The sequence below is a fragment of the Paraburkholderia sp. RL18-085-BIA-A genome, assembly GCF_046027075.1.
GTDB lineage: Bacteria > Pseudomonadota > Gammaproteobacteria > Burkholderiales > Burkholderiaceae > Paraburkholderia.
Genome location: NZ_JARESU010000009.1, coordinates 48,176 through 71,689, shown reverse-complemented (window position 1 = coordinate 71,689; position 23,514 = coordinate 48,176). Strand labels below are relative to the sequence as shown.

The window sequence follows — 23,514 nt, the reverse complement described above, 5'->3', positions numbered from 1 at the left end:
CGGACTGTGACGGCTTCAGGCGGGACAGCATCAGCAAGGAATCAAAGCGACTGTGTTGCATGGGATCGGAGTAAGAGCTTTGCGTGGGCCCGGAGTAAGTGTTGAAGCATTAACTCCGGCCGACAGCTAAAGCGCTAATCCTGGTCGACAGCGGTGCATGGGATCGGAGTAAGAGCTTTGCATGGGCTCGGAGTAGGTGCTGAAGCATTAGCTCCGGCCGACAGCTAAAGCGCCAACTCTGGTCGACAGCGATGCATGGGACCAGAGTAAGCGCTAAAGCGCTAACTCTGGTCGACAAAGGAGATTGGGTGCCATGAGCACGAGACCTGAAGCCACGTTGGCGGCGTTGATCGCCAATCGCGTCGAGACCATGCCGGATCTCGACGTGCTCACCGTCGAAGGAGCCGGCGTCCGCCCGGACGAGGTGCGCACCTACCGGCAACTCTGGGAGAACGGCCAGCGGCTCGCGCAGGTGCTGATCGATCAGGGCTTGCGGCCCGGCGATCATTTCGCGTTGCTGATGGCCAATCATGCGGAATTTGTCGACGCGATGGTCGCCGCGTCGATTTCGGGCACGGTCTTCGTGCCAATCGATCCACGCGCGAAGGGCGACAAGCTCACGTTCATGCTCGAACACTCGCAATGCCGGGGCGTGATCGCTGCGGACTATACGCTCGAGAACCTCATGGCCGTGCGGGATTCGCTTGCGCGTCTGTCCTGGGTCATCGCGCTCGAAACGGACGAGGGCGGCAAGCCGTTGTCGGATTGCCGCGGCGTCGCGCCATTGCGCGCGTTGCTGCCGGTGCTCGTTCCTGATTTGCCCGTCATGGCTCGCGGCCCGGCAGACGCCATGCAGCTGATCTTCACGTCCGGCACGACGGGTGAGCCGAAGGGCATCGTCATGACACATCAGCGCTACTGCGCAACGTCGGCAGCGGTTTCGGCGCTATTCGGTTACGCACCCGATGACCGCCCATACTCCGGACTGTCGCTCACGCATGCCAACGCGCAGATCGTGACACTGGGCGCATCGCTGATGGCGGGCATGCGCGCGGTGCTGTCGCGCCGCTTCACGAAATCGCGGCTGTGGGACATCGCCCGTCGATATCGATGCACCACCTTCACGCTGCTCGGCGGCATGACGACGGCAATTTACAGCGAACCCGCGAGGCCTGATGACGCGGACAACCCCGTGCGCTTCGTGATTTCCGCAGGCATGCCGGCCGCGATCTGGCATGCGTTCGAGGAGCGCTTCGGGGTTGGGATCGTCGAGTTCTACGGCGCGGCGGAAGGGGGAATCACCGTGAAGCCGCGCGGCGTCGGTCCGGTCGGCAGCATCGGCAAGCCGGTGCCCATCCTCCAGCATCGAATCGTCGACGACGACGGCAACGACTGCGTGCAAGGCGAGCCGGGCGAACTACTCTTCAGGCCGGCGGATGGGTCGCCGTTCAACGTCGAATACTTCGGCAGTTCGGAGGCCTCGGCGAAGAAGTGCCGGAACGGCTGGCTGCACATGGGCGACGTCGTGCGTGAGGACGAGAACGGCTGGCTGTTCTTCGAATACCGCAAGGGCGGGGGGATTCGCCACAACGGCGAGTTCATCAATCCGGCACCGATCGAGAAAGTGATCGCCGAGTCAGGGACAGTCGAGGACGTCTATGTCTATGGCGTGAAGGCTGCGTCCGGTGCGCCAGGTGAGAAAGACGTGGTGGCTGCCGTCGTGCCCAAGCGCACCGATGACTTCGACCCGCAGCAGGTGTTCCGCGCGTGCCGCGCGAAGCTGGAAGCGAGCTCCGTCATTTCCTGGGTGCAGGTGGTGCCGGAAATACCGAAGACCGCGTCGGAAAAGCCGCTGGAACGCTATCTCGTCGACATGTTCGAGGGCGAGTCCGGCAGCGTCTTTGCCGAGCGGTCGTGACGCTTGTCACGACGCAATCCACCGAACGATGCAGCATCTCTTCGGCCGCTCGCGTGGCCGGCCGGATGCAGCGCTTTTGTACCAACGGAGTAGGCGATGAAAGTACTTGTACCTGTCAAGCGCGTCGCAGATGCGAACGTGAGGGTTCGCGTCAAGGCCGACGGCAGCGCCGTCGATATCGCGAACGTGAAGATGTCGATGAACCCGTTCGACGAAATCAGCGTGGAAGAGGCTGTGCGCATGAAGGAAGCGGGTGTCGTGAACGAGGTGGTCGCGGTGTCCTGCGGCGTCCCGGCATGTCAGGAAACGCTGCGCACGGCGATGGCGATCGGCGCCGACCGCGGCGTTCTGGTCGAGACGGACGCCGAATTGCAGCCGCTCGCAGTGGCCCGGCTGCTCAAGGCGCTGGTTGACAAGGAACAGCCGCAGCTGGTGCTGCTCGGCAAGCAGGCCATCGACGACGACGCCAACCAGGTCGGCCAGATGCTGGCGGCGCTGCTCGGCTGGCCGCAGGCGACGTTCGCGTCGCAAGTGACGGTCGAAGCGGGAACAGCCACGGTAACGCGCGAGGTCGACGGCGGTCTGGAAACAATCGAAGTCGATCTGCCCGCCATCGTCACCGCCGATTTGCGGTTGAACACGCCGCGCTACGCCACGCTGCCCAACATCATGAAGGCGAAGAAGAAGCCGCTAGATGTCGTGACGCCGGCTGCGCTCGGTGTCGACGTCACACCGAGGCTGACGACGCTGAAGCTGGCGGAGCCCGCGAAGCACGAAGCGGGTGTGCGCGTGGCCGATGCTGCGGAACTGGTGAGCAAGTTGAAAAACGTTGCACACGTTATCTGATCGAAGGGGAGAGAAATGCCCGTACTCGTTATTGCAGAGCACGACAATCAGACGCTCAGGAATGCCACGCTGAACGCCATCACGGCCGCCGCGCGTGTTGGCGACGATATCCATGTTCTCGTGGCCGGAGAGCAATGCGCAAAGGTGTCCGAGCAGGCTGCCCGGGTTGCCGGCGTGACCCGCGTGCTTGCTGCGGATGCCGCGCACTATGGCCACGCGTTGGCCGAGAATCTCGCCGCACTCATCGTGAAAGTTGCCGGGCAATACAGCCACATCGTGGCGCCGGCCACCACGACCGCGAAGAACGTGATGCCGCGCGTGGCCGCGCTGCTCGACGTTGCACAGATTTCCGACGTCATTGCCGTCGAGTCCGCGGATACGTTCGTGCGTCCCATCTATGCAGGCAATGTGCTCGCGACGGTGCGAAGCGCGGACGCCATCAAGGTCATCACCGTTCGAACGACAGCCTTTGCGGCGGCGCCGGCTGAAGGTGGGGCAGCCGCGATCGAAGAGTTGGAGCCCGCTCCTGAAGTGCAAGGATCGCGCTTCGTGAGCCAGCAATTGACGCGCTCGGAGCGCCCGGACCTGACGTCCGCGCAACGGGTGATTTCAGGCGGCCGGGGCATGGGTTCCGGCGAGAACTTCGCGCTGCTGGACGACATCGCCGACAAGCTCGGCGCAGCCGTCGGCGCGTCGCGCGCGGCGGTGGACGCCGGATTCGCACCCAATGACTACCAGGTCGGCCAGACCGGCAAGGTGATCGCTCCGCAGTTGTATATCGCCGTGGGCATTTCCGGCGCGATCCAGCATCTGGCCGGGATGAAGGACTCGAAGGTGATTGTCGCCATCAACAAGGACGAAGAGGCGCCGATCTTCCAGGTCGCCGATTACTGGATCGTCGGAGACCTCTTCAAGGTGTTGCCGGAATTGTCCGGCGAACTGGACAAACTGCAACAGAACTGAGTTGAGGCTAACGATGAGCACTTATATTGCACCACTGCGCGACATGCGCTTCGTGATGACGGAACTTGCGGATCTCGGCGGGTTGTCTTCGTTGCCGGGCCTCGAGGAGGTCACGCCGGAACTGGCTGACGCGGTGCTCGAAGAAGCCGCAAAGCTCGCGGCTGAAGTCCTTGCACCGCTCAACAAGACTGGCGATGAACAGGGCGCACGTCTGACTCGAGACGGTGTCGTTGCCGCGGACGGTTTCGCGCAAGCGTACAGGCAATTTTCGGCGGCAGGGTGGGGCGGCCTCAGTGGCGACCCCGCGTTCGGCGGGCAGGGCCTGCCCGAACTGCTGCACGCGGCGGCCGTGGAGATGTGGAATTCCTCCAATATGGCATTCGCGCTGTGCCCGCTATTGACGGCCGGCGCCACCGAGGCATTGCGGCAGCATGGTTCGGAGGATCTCAAGCAACGCTACCTGCCTCATCTCATCAGCGGCGCGTGGACAGGCACGATGAATCTGACCGAACCGCAAGCGGGATCGGATCTCGCCGCCGTGCGTACGAAGGCCGTGCCGGAGGGCAATCACTATCGCCTTTACGGTCAGAAAATCTTCATCACGTGGGGCGACCACGACATGACGGACAACGTAATTCATCTCGTCCTCGCTCGCACGCCCGATGCGCCCGAAGGCGTGCGTGGGATTTCGCTGTTCCTCGTGCCCAAGTTCCTGCTGAACACGGACGGCTCGCCGGGGCAGCGCAACGATGTCCACTGCGTATCCCTTGAGCACAAGCTAGGTATCCATGCGAGTCCAACCTGTGTGATGAGCTTCGGCGACAAGGACGGCGCGATGGGTTATCTCGTCGGACACGAAAACAAAGGCCTCGCGCATATGTTCACGATGATGAACGAAGCGCGCCAGAAGGTGGGTATTCAGGGGCTTGCGATAGCGGAGCGCGCGTACCAGCAAGCCCGCGAGTATGCGAAGGAGCGCGTGCAGGGACGCCTTGCGGCAAGCCGCTCGGGCCAGGCGGTTGCGATCATTCATCACCCGGATGTGCGGCGCATGTTGCTGACGATGAAGTCACAGATCGAAGCGATGCGCGCGTTTGCCTACGTCATGGCGGCCGACATGGATCGCACGCACAGGCACCCGGAGGACAGCGAACGTGCACGACACCAGGCGCGTGTCGACCTGTTGATCCCGGTGCTGAAGGGATGGTGTACCGAACTGGGCGTCGAGATCGCATCGCTGGGCGTGCAGGTGCATGGCGGGATGGGCTATATCGAAGAAACGGGCGCGTGCCAGTTTCTCCGCGATTCACGCATCGCGACGATCTACGAGGGCACGACAGGCATTCAGGCGGCCGACCTGGTGGCACGAAAGCTTGGGTCGGACGGCGGAGCCGCGATGTCCGGACTGGTTGCGCAGATGCGCGCCGTCGCGCTCGATCTCGAGCAAAGCGCTGACGCGCGGCTTGCGCCGGTTTGCACAGCCTTCGCGGCGAGTATTCAGGCGCTTGAAGACGCCACGGAGTGGATGCTGCGCGCGTTGGCGACCGACATCGATGAAGCGCTCGCGAGCTCTGTCGACTATCTGATGATGACGGGATACGTCTGCGGTGGATGGCAGATGGCGCGCGCTGCACTGGTGGCATCGAGACAGGATGCAGCGGGTGAAGATCAGGAATTTCACCGGACGAAGCTCGCCACCGCGCGATTCTATGCGGAAAAGATCTTGCCGAAGGCTCACGCTCTTCAAGCGACGATCCTGCGTGGCGCGTCCGGCGCAATCGACATTGCGATCGAGCAGTTCTGAATCGAACGTGCCGGAAGGAACTCCTATGACAGGTTAAACGACTTTGCCATTCACTTTCGATAACTAATAAAATAGTGGAGGAGAAAGTGAAACGGATTACGTGTCTCGCGCTCATAGCGGGGGGGATATGTAGTGGCGCGATGGCGCAAAGCGCGGGGAGTTTGATAACGAGTGCGGGAGGCACCTGGATGGACTTTGGTCCGTCGTCTGCAACGGCGTTGCAGAGTACTTCGGCGGCAGGCACCTTTACGTCGCCGGGAACCGGTGGTCGTATACACAATACGTTCACCGTTGAACTCGCATTTACGTATTTCATCACGGACAATATCGCGCTGGACCTGGCTACGGGTGTGCCACCCAAGCTTAAACTGTACGCGCAGGGGACGGCCGCTCCGTTCGGCCCAAAGGGCCGCCGCTCGACTTCGGCAGTCTGCAACCCCTCGCCGGCACCAGAGCGTGGCCACCCATTCTCTTCCTCAAATACTACTTTGGCGCGGCGCAGACGCGGCTGCGTCCCTTTGTCGGTATCGGTGTCAACTACACATGGTATTCGCACAGCGAGCTCAATCCGACTTTCAGCGCAGCGTTGCAGCAGGTCGCGGGACCGGGTGTCCAGGCGAAAGCTTCACTGAGTCCATCATGGAATCCGGCGTTCAATGCAGGGGCTTCCTACAACATCAGCAAGAACTGGTATGCAACCGCATCCGTGACCTATCTGCCTCTCAAGACGAACGCAACGGTCTCGGCCATTGCCGCCAATGGTCAGCCCGTGCTGACCAACAAGACGCACATCACGGCTAATCCGTGGATCACCTTTGTCGGGATTGGATACCGGTTCTAGCGTTCGCGCAACCGCTATATCCCGCGGCGAAGAGTTGCTCGGGGTTCGTGCCATCGCCGCCAGCGCCACCGAGTTCCTTCGGCAGGGTCAGCTTGAGATCAAGGTTGCTCTCGGGGACCGTCGCACGTCCATCGCGCCCGCCGGTGACGTGCGCATGAGCGCGGTACAGGACTCTTTCAATTTTCATTCGAAACTCCCTCGTCGCCTGCGGGCAACCTCGTAGGCCTGCTCGCTGACTAACATCACGACCGCGTAGCATTCGAAGCGAACGCTTAAGCCACGCTGCTTCAATATACCGATCACCTGCCCGGCAGTACTGGACTCTTCAGCTTCATTTACCCCATGTCACGCCTTGGAAGAAACAGAAGCTGAGCAGGCGTGGCGCAAAGACTCGTTCGAGCGTGCCAAACCGCGAAATCAGAATGGCAGGTTTGAGGGGCGGGCCGGGCGTACGAATGTTCAAACCCGAGCGGTAGCGAGTGTCGCCTGTGGCCGTTCTCGCCCAGCCGCACCATTCAAGCAAGGCCGCGTCTCTGCCCACAATCCAGCTTTCCCGTTACGCCGAACGTCCCGTGGCAAAATCACCACCACTGCAGCGTTAGTCTGAGAGGGCCACCATGGGCGACAACACGCACGGCGAGCGCCACACCAACCGAGCCTGCCGGCCGGACGGCGCGCCGGATATTCCCGGCCAGATCGTCCTGGTTTTTCAGGGAGGCGGTGCGCTCGGCGCCTACCAGGCCGGTGTGTATCAGGCACTCCATGACGGCAAGGTCGAACCTCACTGGGTGATCGGCACGTCGATCGGCGCGATCAATGGCGCGATCATCGCAGGCAATAAGCCCGAAAACCGAATCGCGCGATTGACCCAGTTCTGGAACGGTGTGGCATGTCATGGCGTCGAGGCGGCAAGCTGGCTGCCGGGACTCGCGAACTGGCTGCGCGACCTCGCCACGGTCACTCGGGGCGTGCCGTCGTTCTTCACCCCACGTTTAGAGTCCTGGGCCGGCATTCAGGCGCATGTTCGTCCCGACCTGGCGGCGTTCTATTCGACGGGACCACTGCGCGAAACCCTGTCGTCGCTGGTCGATTTTGATTACTTGAATGAGAAAGCAACGCGGTTGACCGTCGGCACAGTCAATGTCCAAAGCGGACGTATGCGGTATTTCACCAATCGCGACGCGCCGATGGGCGTCGAGCACGTGATGGCATCCGCCGCTTTTCCACCCGGCTTTCCTTCGGTGCGACTGGAAGGCGAATCGTATTGGGACGGCGGCATCTATTCGAATACACCGCTCGAAGCTGTGCTCGACGACCGGCCGCGGCGCGACTCGGTCATTTTCTCGGTGCAGTTGTGGCCTTCGAGCGGTCCAGAACCCGAATCAATCTTGCAGGTGATGAGCCGGCAACGCGACATTCAGTATTCGAGTCGTGCCGAAAGCCATCTTGATCGACAGAAGCAGATTCACCGACTTCGTCATGTGATTCGTGAACTCGGCCGGTACGTCCCTGAAGAGAAACGAGATGATCCGGAGGTTCAGGAGCTCCTCGCGTGGGGATGTGGCACGACGATGCAGGTTCTGGAACTCGACGCGCCGGCATTTGATAACGACGACCTGAACAGGGATATCGACTTTTCGTCGAGTGGCATCAAGCGACGCTGGCTAGCAGGTTACGAAGATACGGCGCGCTTGTTGAAGCTGGCACCCTGGCGCGAAACACTGGATCCTATGGAGGGCATTTCCGTGTTTCGAATGGCCTTCCGGGAAGGCCAACGATGACGGTTGTTATCGCCGCCACCTCTGCCTTTCACCTGAAGGCCGCACGTCCGGTTCATAATGCCCGCTGACAGCTGGATTACTTCTGAGTCGACGGCATGGCTCTCTGGCCGGACGGTGCGAACCAGCGGCTAACGCGATAAGTTGCGCGTCGCCACCTGCGCACCGGTGCGCGATGCGCGCCCGATGGCCGTGGAACCGACATTGGTGCAGACCTGACACGCGGCAGAAGCCGGTCACGGAGGCGTCGTGAACAGAGTCACGGATGGAGAAGGGGAATACATCGTTCGCCCCATGAAGGCCGAAGAGGTCGCGCTGGCGATCGAGTGGGCGGCACAGGAAGGCTGGAATCCCGGTTGCCACGACGCGGCCTGCTTCCAGGCCGCCGACCCGCACGGATTTTTCATTGGCGAATTGCACGGCGAGCCGATCGGCTCGATCTCCGCTGTCGCCTATGACGAGCATTTCGGCTTCGTCGGCCTGTACATCGTCAGACCGGATTTTCGAGGCAAAGGACTGGGGCTTCGAATCTGGCAACACGCAATGGCCTACCTGGGCGAGCGCAACATCGGCCTTGACGGAGTCGTCGCGCAGCAGGCGAATTATAGAAAGTCCGGGTTTCGGCTTGCACATCGCAATATCCGCTTTCGCGGCGTCGCACGCGGTGCGGGAAGCGCGGCAACATGCAGTCTCTCTGGCGAGCGATTCAATCAATTGGCCGAGTACGACCGGCAATTGTTCCCCGCGCCCCGATCAGACTTCCTGACTGCATGGATTGCCCAGCCTGATGTTGTCGCGCTCGCCGCGATGCGCGAAGGACGGATTCGTGGCTACGGTGTGCTGCGCAAATGTCGCCAGGGCCGCAAGATCGGCCCGCTCTTTGCCGACGACGAACTCACTGGCGAGGGACTGTTCGACGCACTGCTTTCCTGCTGTCCGGACGAGATGGTCTCGATCGATGTGCCGGAGAGCAACGCTGCGGCCATCGCCATGGCTGAACGACACGGTTTGGTGAGCACCTTCGAAACGGCAAGGATGTATACGAAAGAGCCCCCGGCGATTCCGATTGCGCGGGTGTTCGGGATTACCTCATTCGAACTCGGATGAGTGAGCTTTGCTGCAGTGGGAGCGGATATCAGGCAGTTGTGCAATTCGCCCGACGTTTCGCATTTTTCGAGGCGTCGGAGAATACGGGTCCCAGGCAACCTAACGCGCCCGCAACATCTGCTTCCAAGGTGTTTCACGCCATCCCTGGGCAAGGTGCTTCAGGAGCGCCTTGACGGCAATCGACGGTGCCGCCGAACGCGCCTGCAGTGCCGTCACCTCAAGCTGGTCCATGCGACTTTCAGGAAGGATCCGGACAAGGCGTCCGGCCGCGATCGGGATGCGGGACCATGGGATCGTCCCCATCAACTGGACGACGATTGCGGCCGAGTTGCAGCGGAACTGGACTCTGCCGACCGGACAGGAGATGGTGAAACTCTTCCACGAACACTATCTTCCCTACGGGCTCCTGGTGGACAGCTTCGAGGCCGCGACTGCGATCAGGAAAGCATCCTGACTTTTTGCGCACTTCTCCTGGCGATCCCCGGCAGCGGCGCATTTTCCTTGCGCCAGGTTTCGCCGGCGAATGCCGCGAGCGATCCGGTGAGACCGAACGCTGCCAGCAAAATGGGGAGGAGCAGGGTCAGGTTTCATACGCGACCTCCTTCGACGTGTTCTTTCCCCGGGGAAGGTCTGAACAGCTTCGAGTTTTCGATTTCCCGTGGAGGCCACGAATCCTCACAATGTCGGCCAAATACTTGCCGTGCAAGTATTTGGCCGCCCCCTTGAGTCAAGGCATCAAGGAGCCTTTTCGTTCGGAGAGGTGTGCTTTCAGGTGGCTGCCGGGATCGCGAAGTTCGTTTTGGCCCATGCGGCAAACGTCGTCGGCTGCTGGCCGGCGACTTTGTTGGCGAACGCGATCGCGTTGCGCGAATCCGAGCCGAGATACGTGTGCGCTTCGAAGTAGGCGAGCATCGCCGCGATGCCCTCGGCGCCCGGGAACCAGCCAGCAAAAACCTCACGCGGGACTTGCTTGAACGAGAACTTGTTTCCTTGACGATTCAGGGTGGCGATGATCTCGTTGAAGCTCAAGAAATCGCCGACAAGCGGCAAATGTTCACCGTGCCCCGCGAGTTCCGGCTGCGCGAACGCACCAGCCACGATGCGGCCGAGTTCAGTGATGTCGCCCATGTGGATGACCCGCCGCTCGGGATCAAGCGGCAGCGCCCAAGCCGCGGTGCCATCCGCCTGTTTCTGCGGGGCCATTACGCCGAGCAGGTTTTGATAGTAAAACGGAGCGATCACAAACGTGTGGTGGGCAAATCCGGCTTCGCTCACAATGCGCTCCACCTTCGCCTTGCCGGTGAAATGCGGGACATTGATCTTGCCGCGGCTGATCGCCTCCACATCCGGGAGCGTCGACCAGATGAAGTGCTGCACGCCGGCGTCTTTCGCCGCGTTGACGGCGGCGCGTGCCTGCCTGGGTTCGTCCGTACCCGCTTCCCAGGAATTGGTCACCACGAAAGCTCCGTGTGCTCCGGCAAATGCGGCTTCAAGCGTTTCCGGATGACTGAAATCCGCCAGAACGACTTCGTCACCCAGCTTCGGATGCCTGGCCGGATTGCGCGTCAACGCGCGCACTTTGAATTGACCGCTCGCCTGCAGCGCGCGCACAACGGCGCCGCCTTGCTGGCCGGTTGCGCCCACGACGGCGATGAGCTTCTGGGTGTTCGACATGGTTGTTCTCCAGGGAGTATTTTGTCAGGGCGGTGCTACCTCACGCAGCGAGCGCGGCGGTCTCTTTCTTCGCCGAGGCCATGGCCTCGCTGCGTGCCTCCGGACCCATCGCCACACCTTCCGCGCGAATGAAGGTGATATCCATGATGCCCAGAAGGCCGAAGGCCGCCTTCAGATAGGTTTCCTGATGATCGAAGACGGCGGCCGGCGAGCCTTCGCTGTAAACGCCGCCGCGCGACGAAGCGATGACCAGCTTCTTGCCTCCGCACAGTCCGACCGGGCCGTGCTCCCCGTAGCGGAACGTCTTCCCGGCGACGGAGATGCGGTCGATCCAGGCCTTCAGTTGAGAGGGCACGCCAAGGTTGTACATCGGCGCGCCGATGACCACGATATCGGCTGCCAGGAACTCCTCAAGCGCAACCTGGCCCATGGCCACGTCGGCCTTCAATGCATCGTCGACGGGAGCGCCTTGCGCGGCCGCGAAGTGTGCAGCCGTCAGATGGCCGATCGGTGTGACGGCAAGGTCGAGACGAGTGACCGCAAGGTCGGGATGGCGGCCCCGGAAGGTCGCAACGACATCCGCTGACAGATCACGGCTGACGGAGCCTTGCCCGAGGATGCTGGAATCTACGTGTAACAGTTTCATGAGACTTACCTCCAAACGGGATTATTGCTTCAGTGCTTCGGCCGAGATGAGCAGCCTGGTCTTCATACTGAAGCCGTACGCCTTGCCAAAATCGACGCCGAAGTCGCTGCGATCGAATTCGCCCACCGCGTCGACGCCGCACACTTCGCGCTTGAACATCGGATGCGGCATGCACTTGAACGAGTCGATTTTCAGGGTCAGCGGCTTGGTCACGCCGTGCATCGTCAGATTGCCGACGATAGAGGCCGGCTTGTCGCCCTTGAACTTGATCGTGCCCTTGTAGGTCGCTTCCGGGAACTTCGACGCGTCGAAGAACTGATCCGACTGCAGGTTCTGGTCGAGTTTCGTGCTACCCGTGTGGACCGACGCAATGTCGGTCGTCACTTCAACGGTGCCGGTCTTTGCGGCGCGATCGAGCGTCACCGTGCCCTGCGACTTGTCGAACTTGCCACGCCAGACCGACAGGCCGCCGATGTGGTCCGCCTCGAAACTCGGGTACGTGTGGGCCGGATCAAGCTGGTACGTCGGCACGTCCGCGAATGCCGAAAACGACAGTGAGGCGGCGAGTGCACCAGCCGCAATCATCAGATGCTTCTTCAAATCAATTTCCTTGGATCGTTAAGTGGCCGCGCCAGCGTGCGGTATCAGGTGACGCAACGCCACCCTGGAGCGGGAAAATGACTTTTTACGGCCGCCTCCTATGTGACACCTCAAGTATGGGGACTAAGGTTGCTTCACACTAGACGGTAAAATAGGATTTGATTAATCCATTTATGGAGAAATATCATGCTTGATCTGAATGATCTGGCGATGTTCGTCCAGGTCGTCCGCGCCGGCAGCTTCTCCGAGGCGGCGCGGCGTCTGCACATGCCGGCAAATACGCTGAGCCGACGCATCGATCAACTCGAAGGGCAACTCGGCACACGTCTGTTGCATCGCTCGACTCGCAAACTGGCGACGAGCACGGAAGGTCAGGCGCTGTTCGAGCGCTATGCGCCGGCGCTTGACCAGATCCTCGAGATCGGGCGATTTCATGCAGATGAGCAGGCACCGTCCGGCTCGGTTCGCGTGACCGCCATGGCCGGCCTGTTCGAATTCTTCCGCATGGAATGGTTGGTCGAGTTCTACGCGCGCTATCCACACATCAGCGTCGACTTCCTGCTGGACGATACGCCTACCGATCTGATCGCCGAGCGCATCGATCTGGCCTTGCGTATGGGCATCGAGACCCGTAGCGGCCTCACGGTGCGTCGGCTGGCGCCGGGTGCAATGATTCTCGCGGCGAGTCCGGCCTATCTGGAACGGCGCGCTGCACCACGCACGCTGCGTGAACTGGCCGAACACGACTGTCTGACGATTTCCAATCGCCAGGGTCGCAACACGTGGCGTCTGCAGGGGCCACGCGGTAGTCAGGAAGTGTCGATCAACAGCCGGTTCGCCGTCAACGACATGCGAGTGCTGGCGCAGGCTTGCATAGCTGGACTCGGTATTGCGCTGCTGCCGCAGTTAATAGTTGAGTCAATCATCGCGCAGGGGAAACTGGTACGCGTGCTGCCGACCTATCGACGCGCCAGCACCGGCCTAGGCCTGCAGCTCGTCTACACGAGCCGCCCACCGGTGCCGCCCGCAGTAGCGGTCTTCGCCGAGTTTCTTTTGGAGAAACTGGACAAAGCGATGACAAACCCCTCACAAAGCCATTCCAGCCGATAAGTTCGTCACCTTACCCAGGGCGGACGAAGCGTAAGAGTCGATTCACCGCCGAACAGGTCATCGCACGCTCATGTCAGAGACACGACCGGTCAAGCTTGTGCCGACCGGTGGTAAGGACTTGAGGCATTTGATTGTTCCCCGGGTGGCCTTGGTGAGTTATGCACTTGAGCAATCGACGCCGGCTTTGCATGATCAGCAGAAGCGCAACCCGTCCCACGCATTAATAGCCCCTCGACTCACTTTGTTAGCGCTATATTTACTGAAAGACCCGCGGAACACGAGCTAGACCATGCGAGCAACTGTACTTTAATGGTTGCGTGACAATCGCTGCTGGGACCGCGAGACGCCAACGATCGTCGAGACGGCGGACGCGCACGTCAGCACCGGCGACGTGCGCATGCGGGTCGGACCGTTAGCCGTATCGCGGGTCGCGGCCGATAGGACATCAATACGGCGTTATCTCGGACCTGGAGCATCAAATGAAGCCCACACGCAATACCGACTCCGTCCCAGGGGAGTGGTACATCGACACAGCGTGCATCAATTGTGGTGCATCGCGTCACGTCGCGCCTGGGCTGATTGTCGAACGAAACGACAAGAGTATCTTCGCCCGGCAGCCCGCCACGCCGGAAGAGCAGCTTGCTGCCTGGCGTGCGGTGCTCGTATGTCCTACAGCATCGGTACGCAGCGAAACGAAACAGCCTCGTCCGAACGCCCCGATCTTTCCGCAGGAGATCACATCGGGTGTGTGGCGCTGCGGATTCAACGCTCGCTCCTCGTTTGGCGCACATTCCTATTTTGCCGCGCGTCCGGACGGCAATCTGCTGATCGACTCACCGCGCTATGCGGCGGAGCTCGTGAAATGGTTTGACGACACCGGTGGCATTGCGCACATCCTTCTGTCGCATCGTGACGACGTCGCAGACGCAGACAAATACGCGCGTCGATTCGGCGCGCGCGTCTGGATTCACCGAGAGGACTTGTCGGCCGCCCCATATGCTACGGATCTGCTCGACGACGGGTCAGCACCGAGCATTGCGGCCGGCGTGCGCGCGGTCCCTATGCCCGGGCACACTCGGGGTAGCGTCGTGTACCTGCTCGATGATCGCGTGCTGTTCTCGGGTGATTCGCTTGCCTGGAGCCCACGCGCGCGGGACCTCGTCGCGTTCAGGGACGCGTGCTGGTACTCATGGACCGAGCTCACCGAATCGCTGAGCAAGCTGGCCGCGTATTGCTTCGAATGGTTGCTTCCGGGTCACGGTTGGCTCGCGCACTTGCCGGCCGAGGAAATGAGTGCTCGCTTGATCGAGTTAGTTGCACGCATGCGAAAAGATTGAAGTCGCCGGAATACCCCGTTCCGGCATGACGCGTTTCGACTCCGTCGGCGTCGAACTCATCACGGCACGTCGGAGGCATGCTCTTACCGAGGTACGTCGCAGAGGATCGAGAGTACGCATCCGCCGGCCGTGAAACCCGACGTTCGCAGTCGCGCAGGTCCGAATGGCAGAAAAGGAACGGCGGATTCAACCTTTAGCTGCCTCACGAACGGCGACACGTGACCGTCGGTCCAGGCCGAACCGCACTCTATGAGTGTCTTCGCCGCAAGACCCCGACTGCCCCATCCAATTAAGAACGATGCGTCCGTCGGAACGCGCGTACAAGGTACGCCACAGTATCGCGGCGGCAGACCGATGTCAGACACGTTTGGCATAGGCGTTGCACCATCCATTTCTCGCGACACTGCGCGTGCCGAACATGGGGCAGCCGCCCGTCGCGTCCTGCGCCCCTCCCTGAAAGAACTGGCAATTTGCACAATTCTGGCCAGACTGGTATTTAGGAAACCGCTTTGAATCGACGGTAGCAGCGATGCTCTTATAACCGAGCGCGAGCGCTGCCGGGTCGCTTTCCGCCAGTTGTGACGGCGTTGCGGCCCGCGCGGGGGAAATGGCCAGCGCCGCGCACAGCCCAATGGTCTTGACGATCAATATTCTGCGAGTTGTATTCATAACTTTGATCCGGTCGACGCAGTCGGGCGTCAGGTTGTCGGGAGCGCTTCGCGCTGGCCAGGTATCGCGGGGAATTCAATGCGCGGGCCCGGCATTGAGTTTGGTCGCCGATGTCCGCGCGCTGTCGGCGGTCAGCTTTGCGGAGCCCGGCTGGTAGCCGTTCGAATACAGCAGGAACGCCATGATGTCGGCATAGTCCTGGTCTTTCAGCTTGCCAGGGCGATCCGCCGGCATATTGGTCGCCATGTAGCCGAATATGCCGCCGATCGTCAGATGCGCATTCTGCGCCGGCGCGAATGCAGGTCCACGCAGTGCCGGAGCAGTCACGCCCTGCAACGCACCGCCGTGACATTTCGCGCACGAACTCGCGTAGAGTGTCTTGCCGTGATCGGCCTGCAAGCGATCGAATGACGGTGCGTCGGTGGACGTGTCGGCCGCCACTTTGATGAAGCGTCCCTGCAGCACGTCGTTCATCGCCGCCCGCTCCACCGTGCCGGGCAGTCGCGATGTCCGCACAGAACCGTCGAGATAAACATAGTGCGACGCGTCCGCACCCGGCTGTGATGCGGCTGCTTCTGCATCGGGCAAGGTCCAGGGCCGCGTTAGCGCCGCGAGTCTGCCGTCGGCGCTCATCCGGGCGAGCGCGGCGTCGACACGTTTCTGCAGCGGCCCGCCATTGGCGCCGAACGCAAATGCGAGGTGCCAGTCTGCGTAGGGGGATGTGGTCGGCGCAACGGTGAAGTGCTGTTGCGGATGCGCGAGACCGTAGGCGACGAGCGCGGGATACCAGACAATCGCGCGCTGTGCACGCCCACTGACCACCGCCTTGACGGTCAGTTCGGAGGTGTTTTCCAGGTCGAGACTGACGTTAGTCTGCTGCAGCGCGATCAGTTGCGCGGGACTCGCGTACATGGCCGCTACGGTGTTTTTGCCAGCGCCTGCAGGCTTCGAGCTGGGCGCCATGATGCTGACGTAGCCAGAGCGCAGATAGCCGCGGGAAAACAGCATCTTGCTGCTGGACCCGTCGGCCACGGTGGAGCGCGGAAAGCCCGCGATCACGTCGCAGTCGTGGCCGAGGGTCCGGCCGAGTTCCTTCAGCGATACGCCGTCGTCGTCACCTGCGCCGATTCCATGCGTGACGAGCGACGCGGCGATGTCGGCGGTCTTGAAGACTTCCTGTGCTACCGCCTGATCGAGCGCGGTCGACGCACTTCCGGGAAAGGTGCATACGCGTACACCGGCCGTGGCCGCAATGGGCGTGAAGGTGACGCTGGCCGCAAGCAGACCGGTGGTTGTCAAATGTTTGAAGTGCAGGGCGCTCATGATGGGATCCGGAAAAGACGAGGGCGAGTCGCAGCCGCGATGCAGCTGCGAGATTGCAATGGGTGACGCGATCAGCTGTGGTTCAGCGCGAACACATACAAGGTGCCGCCGCGCGGAACTTTCTCCGCCGCCTTGGCCATCGGACCGCCCCAGATCGGATTCGCACCACCGTACCCCGCCAGCACTGCAACGTACTCCTTACCGTCTATCTCGAACACGGACGGCTGGGCGATGATGCCGCTCGCCAGTTTCGGGCTTTGCCACAAGACCTTGCCGCTCGTCTCATCGAAGGCGTACAGATGGCCGTCGAGCGAGCCGCTGAAGGCGAGGCCGCCGGCCGTGGTGGCGACGCCGCCGTTCCACGGCAGCTTGGTCCAGTGACTCCAGACCTTCTTGCCGGTGTTGACGTCGACGGCCTGCAGTTCGCCGTAACCCTGACTGCCCGGTTCGGGCTTGATTTCGAATCCTTCGCCGAGATACGGCAACCCTTCCATGTAGTTGACCGATTTGCCGGACAGCGACATGCACGCATGCAACGCGGGGATGAAGGCGAGATGTTTGTCCGGGTCGTACGAGACCGACCACCAGTTCTTGCCGCCGAGGAAGCTCGGACAGGTTTCGATCGTCGTGCCCGCCTTCGGATACTTGCTTGCATCCTGCTGAGGCACCCCGTCTGCCGAATAGCCTGTGACCGAAGTCGCCTTGACGAAGGGTCGCGCGTAGATCAGCTTGCCCGTGCCGCGGTCGATCGCATGGAAGTAGCCATTGCGGTCGGCATGCACGATTGCATCGTAGTCCTTGCCTTCATATTTGATGTTGGCGAGAACCGGTGTGTTGACGCCGTCATAGTCCCAGGTGTCGTGACGCGTGTACTGATAGTGCCACTTGAGGTCGCCAGTCTTCGGATCGAGTGCGAGTAGCGAGTCGGAATAAAGATTGTCGCCTGGCCGCAAATCCGCGAGCCACGGTCCGGGGTTGCCGACGCCCCAATACAGCGTTTTCGAAGCCGCGTCGAAGGTGCCCGTCAGCCAGGCGGGCGCTCCGCCATGTTCCTGCATGCCGTCGGGCCATGTGTTGCCGTTCTTCTCCTTCGCGCCGGGAATCGTGTAGCGCTTCCACAGCACCTTGCCGTCATTCGGGTCGAGCGCGGCAATGAACCCGCGTGCGCCGTATTCGCCGCCGGAACTGCCCACCACGATCGCACCGTCGAGCGCGAGCGGTGCCAACGAAAATGCGTAGCCGACGCCCGGTTCGAACATCTCTTTCTTCCACACGAGCGCGCCGGTCTGTGCATCGAGCGCCGCGACTTCGCCACTCAGCATCGCGACATAGACATTCTTCCCATACAGCGCCACCCCCCGGTTGACCACGTCGCAACACGCCGTCTTGAACGACTCGTCACCGAGCTTCGGTTCATATTTCCAGAGCTGCTTTCCCGATGTCGCATCGAACGCATACACGTTGTCCTTCGGCGTGGTCACGAACAGGAAGCGGCCGTTGACGATCGGCGTGGCTTCGAACCCCTGCTGAAGATCAGCTGGAAACTTGTAGCTCCACGCCTGTTTCAGATTCTTGACGTTCGAGATGTCGATCTGCTTGAGCGGGGAGTGGGCTTGTCCGTTGTACGAGCGGTAATAGGTCAGCCAGCCTGGGTCGCTTTGCGCCGATGTCAGGCGTTCGTACGTGACCGCCGGGTAGTCGTCGGCTGCCGCAACCGGTCCGGGCTTCAGACTGATGGTGGCGACGGCAACGGCACCGATGACCAGCGTCGCGAGTCGCAAGGTCGAAGCCGAAGGTGTCTTCATTGTTGTCTCCTGTTGATTTGTCGATGCGATGCCTCCCGGCGGACCGTTGCCTGAAGGTTGCAGAATGACTGCACAGCCGTTAAGGCAAATCGCATGCCATTTGGCGTCAATCGCGGGGCTGCCCGTGAGCATGCGGGTTCGCGCAGGCCATGGCCCGCGCCGACTTCATTCATTGCTGTGGGTGTGTTCCACGGCGGTACAGCGAATGCCGCGTGTGTTGCGAGACGTGACAGGTCTGACGATGCCTGCAGAGCGCGTTTGCGAACTCGCGAGGGGATTGCGCGCGTTCAATTAGGACGAAGCGCGTCATGGCCTGTGGAGGCGATCAATGGCACGATTCTCGCTGTTTGGCTCCGGCGATGACAGCGCACCGGCCCGACGATAGTTGAACCGGTCACCGCATCAGTCGAGTCCATCACCGATGAGGAGGAGCCACGAATGAACCACGCCTAGAGGCAGTTTCTGGATGTTGAATTTCCCTTTGCACGCCAATACGGCAATTTTATTGGCGGCGAATGGGGCCAGCCCCTAAGCGGGAATACTTCGAAAACCTCTCTCCAATTACGGGAGAGTCTTTCACGTCGAATCCGCGGTCCACTGAAGAAGATATCGAGTTGGCACTCGACGCGGCGCATCGCGCTCGCAAAGCGTAAGCTGATACGTCACCCGCCGCGCGTGCCACGATCCTGAATCGGATCGCCGATCGGATGGAACAGAATCTATCGCGCCTCGCGTTTGCCGAATCGATCGACAACGGTAAGCCGATTCACGAAACGATGGCCGCGGACATTCCGCTCGCGATCGACCACTTCCGCTATTTCGCTGGCTGAATCCGGTCGCAGGAAGGATCGTTTGGCGAGATCGATGGCGATACGGTGGCAGATCGCGTCCACCGGTGAGACATCGACGGGCCGCCTGATCATGCAGTACGCGAGCCAGAACATCATTCCCGTGACGCTCGAGCTTGGCGGCAAGAGCCCGGACATTTTCTTTGCCGACGTGATGGATCAGGACGATAGTTACTTCGATAAGGCGCTCGAAGGCTTCGCGATGTTCGCGCTCAATCAGGGCGAGGTGTGCACCTGCGCGGCCCAACCTGATGCGCTCGGTGCGGCACTCGGCGTTTAAGGCACCGGCGCCTGACGCCGGGGTACCCAAGAAGCCCCCGAATGTGGCTTACCTCTTCATAATCATCATCAAGTCGAAATCTACGGGGCACTCGGGCTTGGGAGGATCGTTATTCGTGGCGACATCCAGATGGTCGTCACGCAGGTTGGCTTCCCAATTCATCTCGGAAGGCGTCAGCGCGACTTGACGCTGGTTGCACACGGTACGTACTACCGTTACGGCGTGTTGATAGTATGCCTGTCTCAAGATCATGTAACGGCCGACGCTGGCCCCGGCGAGAACTGAGTTCATGATGCCCAAAGCAATTACGATGTGAAATAGCCTTTGATTGGATGAAAATCCCGCGGTAACGAGAAATGGGACGACGTAAAACATCGGAACATAGCGCGCCCACCATGACTGTGGATGAGCCAAAACGATCACCAACGTTGCGAGCAGGTAGAGTTTTACGACGTCCGCGTGCTTTCTCCTCCAGAAGAATGATGCCAGACACGAGATAAGCATAAATCCAAAGAAAGGACCGAACCCGCCGAACCGCGTATCAGCCGTATGCAGCGCACCGATCGCAGCGCGCACATGAGTCGGGGAGGGAACGAAGGTGGGCTCCGATTCTTCGCACGCTTCGCAGTCACTCGGCATCGAAAAATACGACAGGAAAAGCCTGTGCAATGGGTTCATGGCAAGAAAATGCGCTGACGCCTGTCTTTTCATCACATCGACCTTGTCCTTGCCAAGGACGGGGTAGAAAACGTGCTTGCCCGCGGCGACGTTCTCTACATACGGCGAATAGCCGACGACGGCGACCGCGACGATAGACCAGATCGCCAACTGCCCAAACACGCCTTTGTATTTCCAGAAGAAGTCTCTTTTTTCTCCGCCGATGAATGCGGCCACGAAAAACACCAGGATAGAGATTGCCGCGAAAACTGGCCCCGTCAGCTTTGATCCGATCAGCAGGACGAGCGCAATTCCGAGTTGCACCTTCGAGTAGGTTCTGCTCTTGAGCGCAAAGAGAAAATTGACAGAAAAAATAGTCCAGCAGTAGTAGTGTGCCGCGTCGACATAAAACGTAGCCCACTGCCCGAGCGCGACAGGATTGTAAATGCAGGCGGCCGATGCTACCAACGCGGTTCTGCGGGATATCCCCGCTGTCTGGAACAACTGCACGAGAGCCGAGAGCGCGGGTACGCTAAGCAGCAACGTAAAGGACTTTCCGCTGTTGAAGTGCGTTGTCAGAACCTTGGCCGTGTACGCAAAGTACTCGAATGCTTTTGGATAGTGGTTCGCCCAAAACGCACCGCTCGGTGCGTGTGAACCTGTAACGCCATTCAATCTGTGGTCCAGCATGAGGGGCGTCGCGACATGGTAATTCAAGCCGTCGTAACTGAACTCTCGCAAGTAACCAAAAGCGCACAACACGACTGCGATGAATAGAACCGTCAAGATCGTCGTACGCCATTGGGCCTTCGACAGATATCCCCATATGATTGCGCCAACAACAATGGCGAATCCGGCGATGCCGGCCACGAGTGTGCTGTTGGTACCGGTGTTATACAGGATAGCTGCGTACAGTGACGACGCGAATACGAAGACAACGGTCTGATCGCAAAACTGAGTCCAGTTTACATGCCCGAAGGTGCTTTTCATTGTCGTGGACATAGATGGCCTTCTTCCGAGATTAATGTAAACCATGCAGTGGTCAACGCAAGCCTGGCGGAGTCCGAGGCAACTCGATTTACCGGGCAGGCCTTCAGCGGTACAAAGACGGAACGACGTACCGTTCGATACTTGCGATTGAGTATGACGCTTGTTGTGCGCGCCGCCGACGGCGCTTGTTGACAGCTACGACACAAGTGGCGAAAGCATGCCGGTGGGTACCCGGCCGTGGCATTGGGTCTTCAGATTGACTTTCGTCGTCGGCGTGAACCCGTTAGCGACAGAATGGACTCAGTCCGGATTATGGGGATTGATGCTGCAAAGCACAAGGCGGATGACATCCCTCGATCGCGAGGCACCGGATTGCAAATCCACGACGCGCGACGCGTTGGCGCGCCCCGGACAGGCGCGTATAAAGGGCGGAAACAATCATCGGTGGCGCACCCCATCAAAGAGCGCCTCCTTCGATGCATCTTCTACGATATCGGCCATTATCACCACAATTCAAGCCGCCGCTAAGCGAGCCGGGTTCAGCGAATACTATACTTGGTGCGGTGCGAAAGGCATCCACACCATTCGATAACAGTCATTGCCCATCTCCGGCGCACACTCGCGCTAAATGGATTGGCGTCACGAAAGTGATGGCGTCACGAGCTGATTATCCTCGAGGCTGATCGTCCTCATACGCGGCTAGGCGTGACCTGGCGGGCAATCGTTTGTGGCGATCGCGCCCCGCTCCATGCCGCGTAGCCCCGCGGGAGAACACCAACAATAGTCTGACATTAGCGGCGTATGCATAGCGGCTTTGCGTGCGCCATCTGGCGTTGGTAGACATTGATGATCCATCGAGGTGACCCATGACGGCTGTTCCTCTGTGTGTTGATCTGGACGGCACTTTGACGGATAGCGACCTTCTTATTGAGTCGTTCCTCGCGCTCATCAAAAAGAATCCACTGTATCTGTTTCACTGCATCGCATGGTTGCTGCGCGGCAAAGGCTATCTGAAGGCTCAGATAGCAGCACGCGTCGCTATCGATGTATCGCTCCTTCCGTACAACGCGCGCCTGGTCGATTTTCTGAAACAGGAGCGCTCTAGCGGCCGTGATCTTTATCTATGCACTGCAAGCGATCAACGGTTCGCTGAGCAGATCGCTTCCCATTTCGGCTTCTTCAAAGGCGTGATGGCAAGCAATGAAACGCGCAATCTGTCCAGCATAAACAAGGCCGGGGCCTTGACGGCGGAGTTTGGTGCGCAAGGCTTCGACTATTGCGGCAATGCGCGCGCCGATGTGCCCGTATGGAAGCAGGCCCGCAAAGCGATAGTTGTAGGTGGGAAGAGCATCCAGGCCTCGGCGCAAAGAGTGAATCAGGCGACCGTGATCTTCGACAACAAACGGTCGTTTATTCGGCTCGCCATCAAGGAGATGCGCGTCTATCAATGGGTGAAGAATCTGCTGATCTTCGTCCCGCTACTGGCATCGCATCGCTTCACGAACGTCGATGCACTGATCGCTGACGGGATTGCGTTCCTTTCGTTCTGCTTTTGTGCGTCATTCGTGTACCTGCTGAACGACATGCTCGATCTGGATGCGGACAGGCGCCATAGCCGCAAGCGCCAGCGCCCGTTCGCTTCGGGAGAATTTCCGCTTGCTGCCGGCATTTGCCTGATGTTCGTGCTGCTGGCGGCATCGGCAAGCCTTGCCATCATGCTGCCGACGGCGTTTCAGCTCGCGCTCGCCGGCTATGTCGCCATGACGCTCGCTTATTCCTTCGGCCTCAAGCGAGTCATGCTGGTAGACGTTTTCGTGCTGGCTGCACTGTACACCGCCCGGATCGTGGCTGGCGGCGCGGCCGTCAACGTCGTGCTGTCCGACTGGCTGATCATGTTCTCGGTGATGATCTTTCTCAGTCTGGCCATGGTGAAGCGCTACACGGAACTCGACAAGTTGCAGCGCGAAGGCAAGGTCTGTGCGGCGGGCCGGGGCTACATTACTGAAGACATGAGCATCGTGCGCTCGTTCGGTACGGCAGCAGGCTACGTCGCGGTCCTTATACTTGCACTCTACATGAATTCTGCCGCTGTTAACGTGCTGTATAGCCATCCGCATAGGCTCTGGATCTTGTTTTTCCTGCTTCTGTTCTGGATCAGCCGCGTCTGGATGATCGCGTTCCGCGGTCAAATGCATGACGACCCGATCGTCTTTTCCATCAAGAACCGCGCGAGCTTATCGATCATCGTTCTCTGCGTGCTAACAGTCATTATTGCAATCTGAAATACACGCAAGCACGTCGCAAGATTTTTCCTGTCT

20 protein-coding genes and 1 pseudogene are annotated in these 23,514 nt (G+C 60.3%); 13 read left to right on the top strand and 8 right to left on the bottom strand.

Translation table 11 applies throughout. The features are described from left to right. The first annotated feature begins 313 nt into the window (after nucleotides 1–313). The 5 genes from P0D89_RS08795 (at nucleotide 314) to P0D89_RS08775 (ending at nucleotide 6,372) form a co-directional block, all read left to right on the top strand. Entirely contained in the window at nucleotides 314–1,918 is a 1,605-nt protein-coding gene (locus P0D89_RS08795) for an AMP-binding protein (protein ID WP_408362119.1), read from the top strand. A gap of 96 nt (nucleotides 1,919–2,014) precedes the next feature. Then, nucleotides 2,015–2,764 (top strand): electron transfer flavoprotein subunit beta/FixA family protein, encoded by a 750-nt coding sequence (locus tag P0D89_RS08790; RefSeq protein ID WP_408362120.1) that lies wholly within the window; start codon nucleotides 2,015–2,017, stop codon nucleotides 2,762–2,764. Nucleotides 2,765–2,779: 15 nt separating this feature from the next. Beyond that, nucleotides 2,780–3,727: an electron transfer flavoprotein subunit alpha/FixB family protein gene (locus P0D89_RS08785; protein ID WP_408362121.1), complete on the top strand. Its 948-nt coding sequence runs from the start codon at nucleotides 2,780–2,782 to the stop codon at nucleotides 3,725–3,727. Nucleotides 3,728–3,740: 13 nt separating this feature from the next. Further along, nucleotides 3,741–5,531: an acyl-CoA dehydrogenase C-terminal domain-containing protein gene (locus tag P0D89_RS08780; protein ID WP_408362122.1), complete on the top strand. Its 1,791-nt coding sequence runs from the start codon at nucleotides 3,741–3,743 to the stop codon at nucleotides 5,529–5,531. Between the two features lie 430 nt (nucleotides 5,532–5,961). Then, nucleotides 5,962–6,372 carry an OmpW/AlkL family protein gene (locus tag P0D89_RS08775; protein ID WP_408376430.1) on the top strand — a complete coding sequence of 137 codons (411 nt, stop codon included), beginning with the start codon at nucleotides 5,962–5,964 and terminating at the stop codon, nucleotides 6,370–6,372. Nucleotides 6,373–6,379: 7 nt separating this feature from the next. On the opposite strand, the pseudogene P0D89_RS08770 reads toward P0D89_RS08775, so the two are convergent. Beyond that, nucleotides 6,380–6,559 (bottom strand): annotated as a pseudogene (locus tag P0D89_RS08770) (OsmC family protein); the annotation flags it as partial. 430 nt (nucleotides 6,560–6,989) lie between these two features. On the opposite strand from P0D89_RS08770, the gene P0D89_RS08765 reads away from it, so the two are divergent. The 3 genes from P0D89_RS08765 (at nucleotide 6,990) to P0D89_RS08755 (ending at nucleotide 9,711) form a co-directional block, all read left to right on the top strand. Next, complete coding sequence (locus P0D89_RS08765) at nucleotides 6,990–8,153, top strand: patatin-like phospholipase family protein (protein WP_408362123.1); 1,164 nt, start codon at nucleotides 6,990–6,992, stop codon at nucleotides 8,151–8,153. A 291-nt stretch (nucleotides 8,154–8,444) separates the two neighbouring features. Beyond that, complete coding sequence (locus tag P0D89_RS08760) at nucleotides 8,445–9,257, top strand: GNAT family N-acetyltransferase (protein WP_408362178.1); 813 nt, start codon at nucleotides 8,445–8,447, stop codon at nucleotides 9,255–9,257. A 169-nt stretch (nucleotides 9,258–9,426) separates the two neighbouring features. Continuing rightward, entirely contained in the window at nucleotides 9,427–9,711 is a 285-nt protein-coding gene (locus P0D89_RS08755) for a hypothetical protein (protein ID WP_408362124.1), read from the top strand. Nucleotides 9,712–10,025: 314 nt separating this feature from the next. Here P0D89_RS08755 and P0D89_RS08750 read toward each other — a convergent pair whose 3' ends face one another. The 3 genes from P0D89_RS08750 to P0D89_RS08740 are packed head-to-tail and all read right to left on the bottom strand — an operon-like array spanning nucleotide 10,026 to nucleotide 12,177. Beyond that, nucleotides 10,026–10,931 carry an NmrA/HSCARG family protein gene (locus P0D89_RS08750; protein WP_408362125.1) on the bottom strand — a complete coding sequence of 302 codons (906 nt, stop codon included), beginning with the start codon at nucleotides 10,929–10,931 and terminating at the stop codon, nucleotides 10,026–10,028. A 40-nt stretch (nucleotides 10,932–10,971) separates the two neighbouring features. Beyond that, nucleotides 10,972–11,577, bottom strand: coding sequence for an FMN-dependent NADH-azoreductase (locus P0D89_RS08745; RefSeq protein ID WP_408362126.1), 606 nt, complete (start codon nucleotides 11,575–11,577; stop codon nucleotides 10,972–10,974). 21 nt (nucleotides 11,578–11,598) lie between these two features. Then, nucleotides 11,599–12,177: a YceI family protein gene (locus P0D89_RS08740; protein WP_408362127.1), complete on the bottom strand. Its 579-nt coding sequence runs from the start codon at nucleotides 12,175–12,177 to the stop codon at nucleotides 11,599–11,601. A gap of 186 nt (nucleotides 12,178–12,363) precedes the next feature. Here P0D89_RS08740 and P0D89_RS08735 point away from each other — a divergent pair, with 186 nt between their 5' ends. Both P0D89_RS08735 and P0D89_RS08730 read left to right on the top strand, forming a co-directional pair. Beyond that, nucleotides 12,364–13,287 carry a LysR family transcriptional regulator gene (locus P0D89_RS08735; RefSeq protein WP_408362128.1) on the top strand — a complete coding sequence of 308 codons (924 nt, stop codon included), beginning with the start codon at nucleotides 12,364–12,366 and terminating at the stop codon, nucleotides 13,285–13,287. Nucleotides 13,288–13,766: 479 nt separating this feature from the next. Then, nucleotides 13,767–14,624 (top strand): MBL fold metallo-hydrolase, encoded by an 858-nt coding sequence (locus P0D89_RS08730; RefSeq protein WP_408362129.1) that lies wholly within the window; start codon nucleotides 13,767–13,769, stop codon nucleotides 14,622–14,624. Between the two features lie 357 nt (nucleotides 14,625–14,981). Here P0D89_RS08730 and P0D89_RS08725 read toward each other — a convergent pair whose 3' ends face one another. From P0D89_RS08725 to P0D89_RS08715, 3 genes are all read right to left on the bottom strand, one after another. Beyond that, nucleotides 14,982–15,272 (bottom strand): high-potential iron-sulfur protein, encoded by a 291-nt coding sequence (locus P0D89_RS08725; RefSeq protein WP_408362130.1) that lies wholly within the window; start codon nucleotides 15,270–15,272, stop codon nucleotides 14,982–14,984. 96 nt (nucleotides 15,273–15,368) lie between these two features. Beyond that, nucleotides 15,369–16,616 (bottom strand): c-type cytochrome, encoded by a 1,248-nt coding sequence (locus P0D89_RS08720; protein ID WP_408362131.1) that lies wholly within the window; start codon nucleotides 16,614–16,616, stop codon nucleotides 15,369–15,371. 71 nt (nucleotides 16,617–16,687) lie between these two features. After that, nucleotides 16,688–18,421: a methanol/ethanol family PQQ-dependent dehydrogenase gene (locus P0D89_RS08715; RefSeq protein WP_408362132.1), complete on the bottom strand. Its 1,734-nt coding sequence runs from the start codon at nucleotides 18,419–18,421 to the stop codon at nucleotides 16,688–16,690. A 707-nt stretch (nucleotides 18,422–19,128) separates the two neighbouring features. On the opposite strand from P0D89_RS08715, the gene P0D89_RS08710 reads away from it, so the two are divergent. Together P0D89_RS08710 and P0D89_RS08705 are read left to right on the top strand one after the other, a co-directional pair. Beyond that, nucleotides 19,129–19,251, top strand: coding sequence for a hypothetical protein (locus P0D89_RS08710; protein WP_408362133.1), 123 nt, complete (start codon nucleotides 19,129–19,131; stop codon nucleotides 19,249–19,251). Between the two features lie 34 nt (nucleotides 19,252–19,285). Next, nucleotides 19,286–19,549: an aldehyde dehydrogenase family protein gene (locus P0D89_RS08705; RefSeq protein ID WP_408362134.1), complete on the top strand. Its 264-nt coding sequence runs from the start codon at nucleotides 19,286–19,288 to the stop codon at nucleotides 19,547–19,549. A 48-nt stretch (nucleotides 19,550–19,597) separates the two neighbouring features. On the opposite strand, the gene P0D89_RS08700 is transcribed toward P0D89_RS08705, so the two are convergent. After that, entirely contained in the window at nucleotides 19,598–21,208 is a 1,611-nt protein-coding gene (locus P0D89_RS08700; RefSeq protein ID WP_408362135.1) for a hypothetical protein, read from the bottom strand. Between the two features lie 854 nt (nucleotides 21,209–22,062). On the opposite strand from P0D89_RS08700, the gene P0D89_RS08695 reads away from it, so the two are divergent. Then, on the top strand, nucleotides 22,063–23,478 hold the full coding sequence (locus tag P0D89_RS08695) for a UbiA family prenyltransferase (protein WP_408362136.1): 1,416 nt from the start codon (nucleotides 22,063–22,065) through the stop codon (nucleotides 23,476–23,478). Nucleotides 23,479–23,514 lie beyond the last annotated feature (36 nt).

Bases quoted from the DNA above. Each gene is read 5' to 3' on its own strand.
- P0D89_RS08735 (WP_408362128.1), top strand. From the start codon at position 12,364: ATGCTTGATCTGAATGATCTGGCGATGTTCGTCCAGGTCGTCCGCGCC.
- P0D89_RS08705 (WP_408362134.1), top strand. From the start codon at position 19,286: ATGGCGATACGGTGGCAGATCGCGTCCACCGGTGAGACATCGACGGGC.
- P0D89_RS08730 (WP_408362129.1), top strand. From the start codon at position 13,767: ATGAAGCCCACACGCAATACCGACTCCGTCCCAGGGGAGTGGTACATC.
- P0D89_RS08745 (WP_408362126.1), bottom strand. From the start codon at position 11,577: ATGAAACTGTTACACGTAGATTCCAGCATCCTCGGGCAAGGCTCCGTC.
- P0D89_RS08710 (WP_408362133.1), top strand. From the start codon at position 19,129: ATGGAACAGAATCTATCGCGCCTCGCGTTTGCCGAATCGATCGACAAC.
- P0D89_RS08715 (WP_408362132.1), bottom strand. From the start codon at position 18,421: ATGAAGACACCTTCGGCTTCGACCTTGCGACTCGCGACGCTGGTCATC.
- P0D89_RS08750 (WP_408362125.1), bottom strand. From the start codon at position 10,931: ATGTCGAACACCCAGAAGCTCATCGCCGTCGTGGGCGCAACCGGCCAG.
- P0D89_RS08760 (WP_408362178.1), top strand. From the start codon at position 8,445: ATGAAGGCCGAAGAGGTCGCGCTGGCGATCGAGTGGGCGGCACAGGAA.
- P0D89_RS08795 (WP_408362119.1), top strand. From the start codon at position 314: ATGAGCACGAGACCTGAAGCCACGTTGGCGGCGTTGATCGCCAATCGC.
- P0D89_RS08785 (WP_408362121.1), top strand. From the start codon at position 2,780: ATGCCCGTACTCGTTATTGCAGAGCACGACAATCAGACGCTCAGGAAT.
- P0D89_RS08790 (WP_408362120.1), top strand. From the start codon at position 2,015: ATGAAAGTACTTGTACCTGTCAAGCGCGTCGCAGATGCGAACGTGAGG.
- P0D89_RS08720 (WP_408362131.1), bottom strand. From the start codon at position 16,616: ATGAGCGCCCTGCACTTCAAACATTTGACAACCACCGGTCTGCTTGCG.
- P0D89_RS08765 (WP_408362123.1), top strand. From the start codon at position 6,990: ATGGGCGACAACACGCACGGCGAGCGCCACACCAACCGAGCCTGCCGG.
- P0D89_RS08780 (WP_408362122.1), top strand. From the start codon at position 3,741: ATGAGCACTTATATTGCACCACTGCGCGACATGCGCTTCGTGATGACG.
- P0D89_RS08700 (WP_408362135.1), bottom strand. From the start codon at position 21,208: ATGTCCACGACAATGAAAAGCACCTTCGGGCATGTAAACTGGACTCAG.
- P0D89_RS08695 (WP_408362136.1), top strand. From the start codon at position 22,063: ATGACGGCTGTTCCTCTGTGTGTTGATCTGGACGGCACTTTGACGGAT.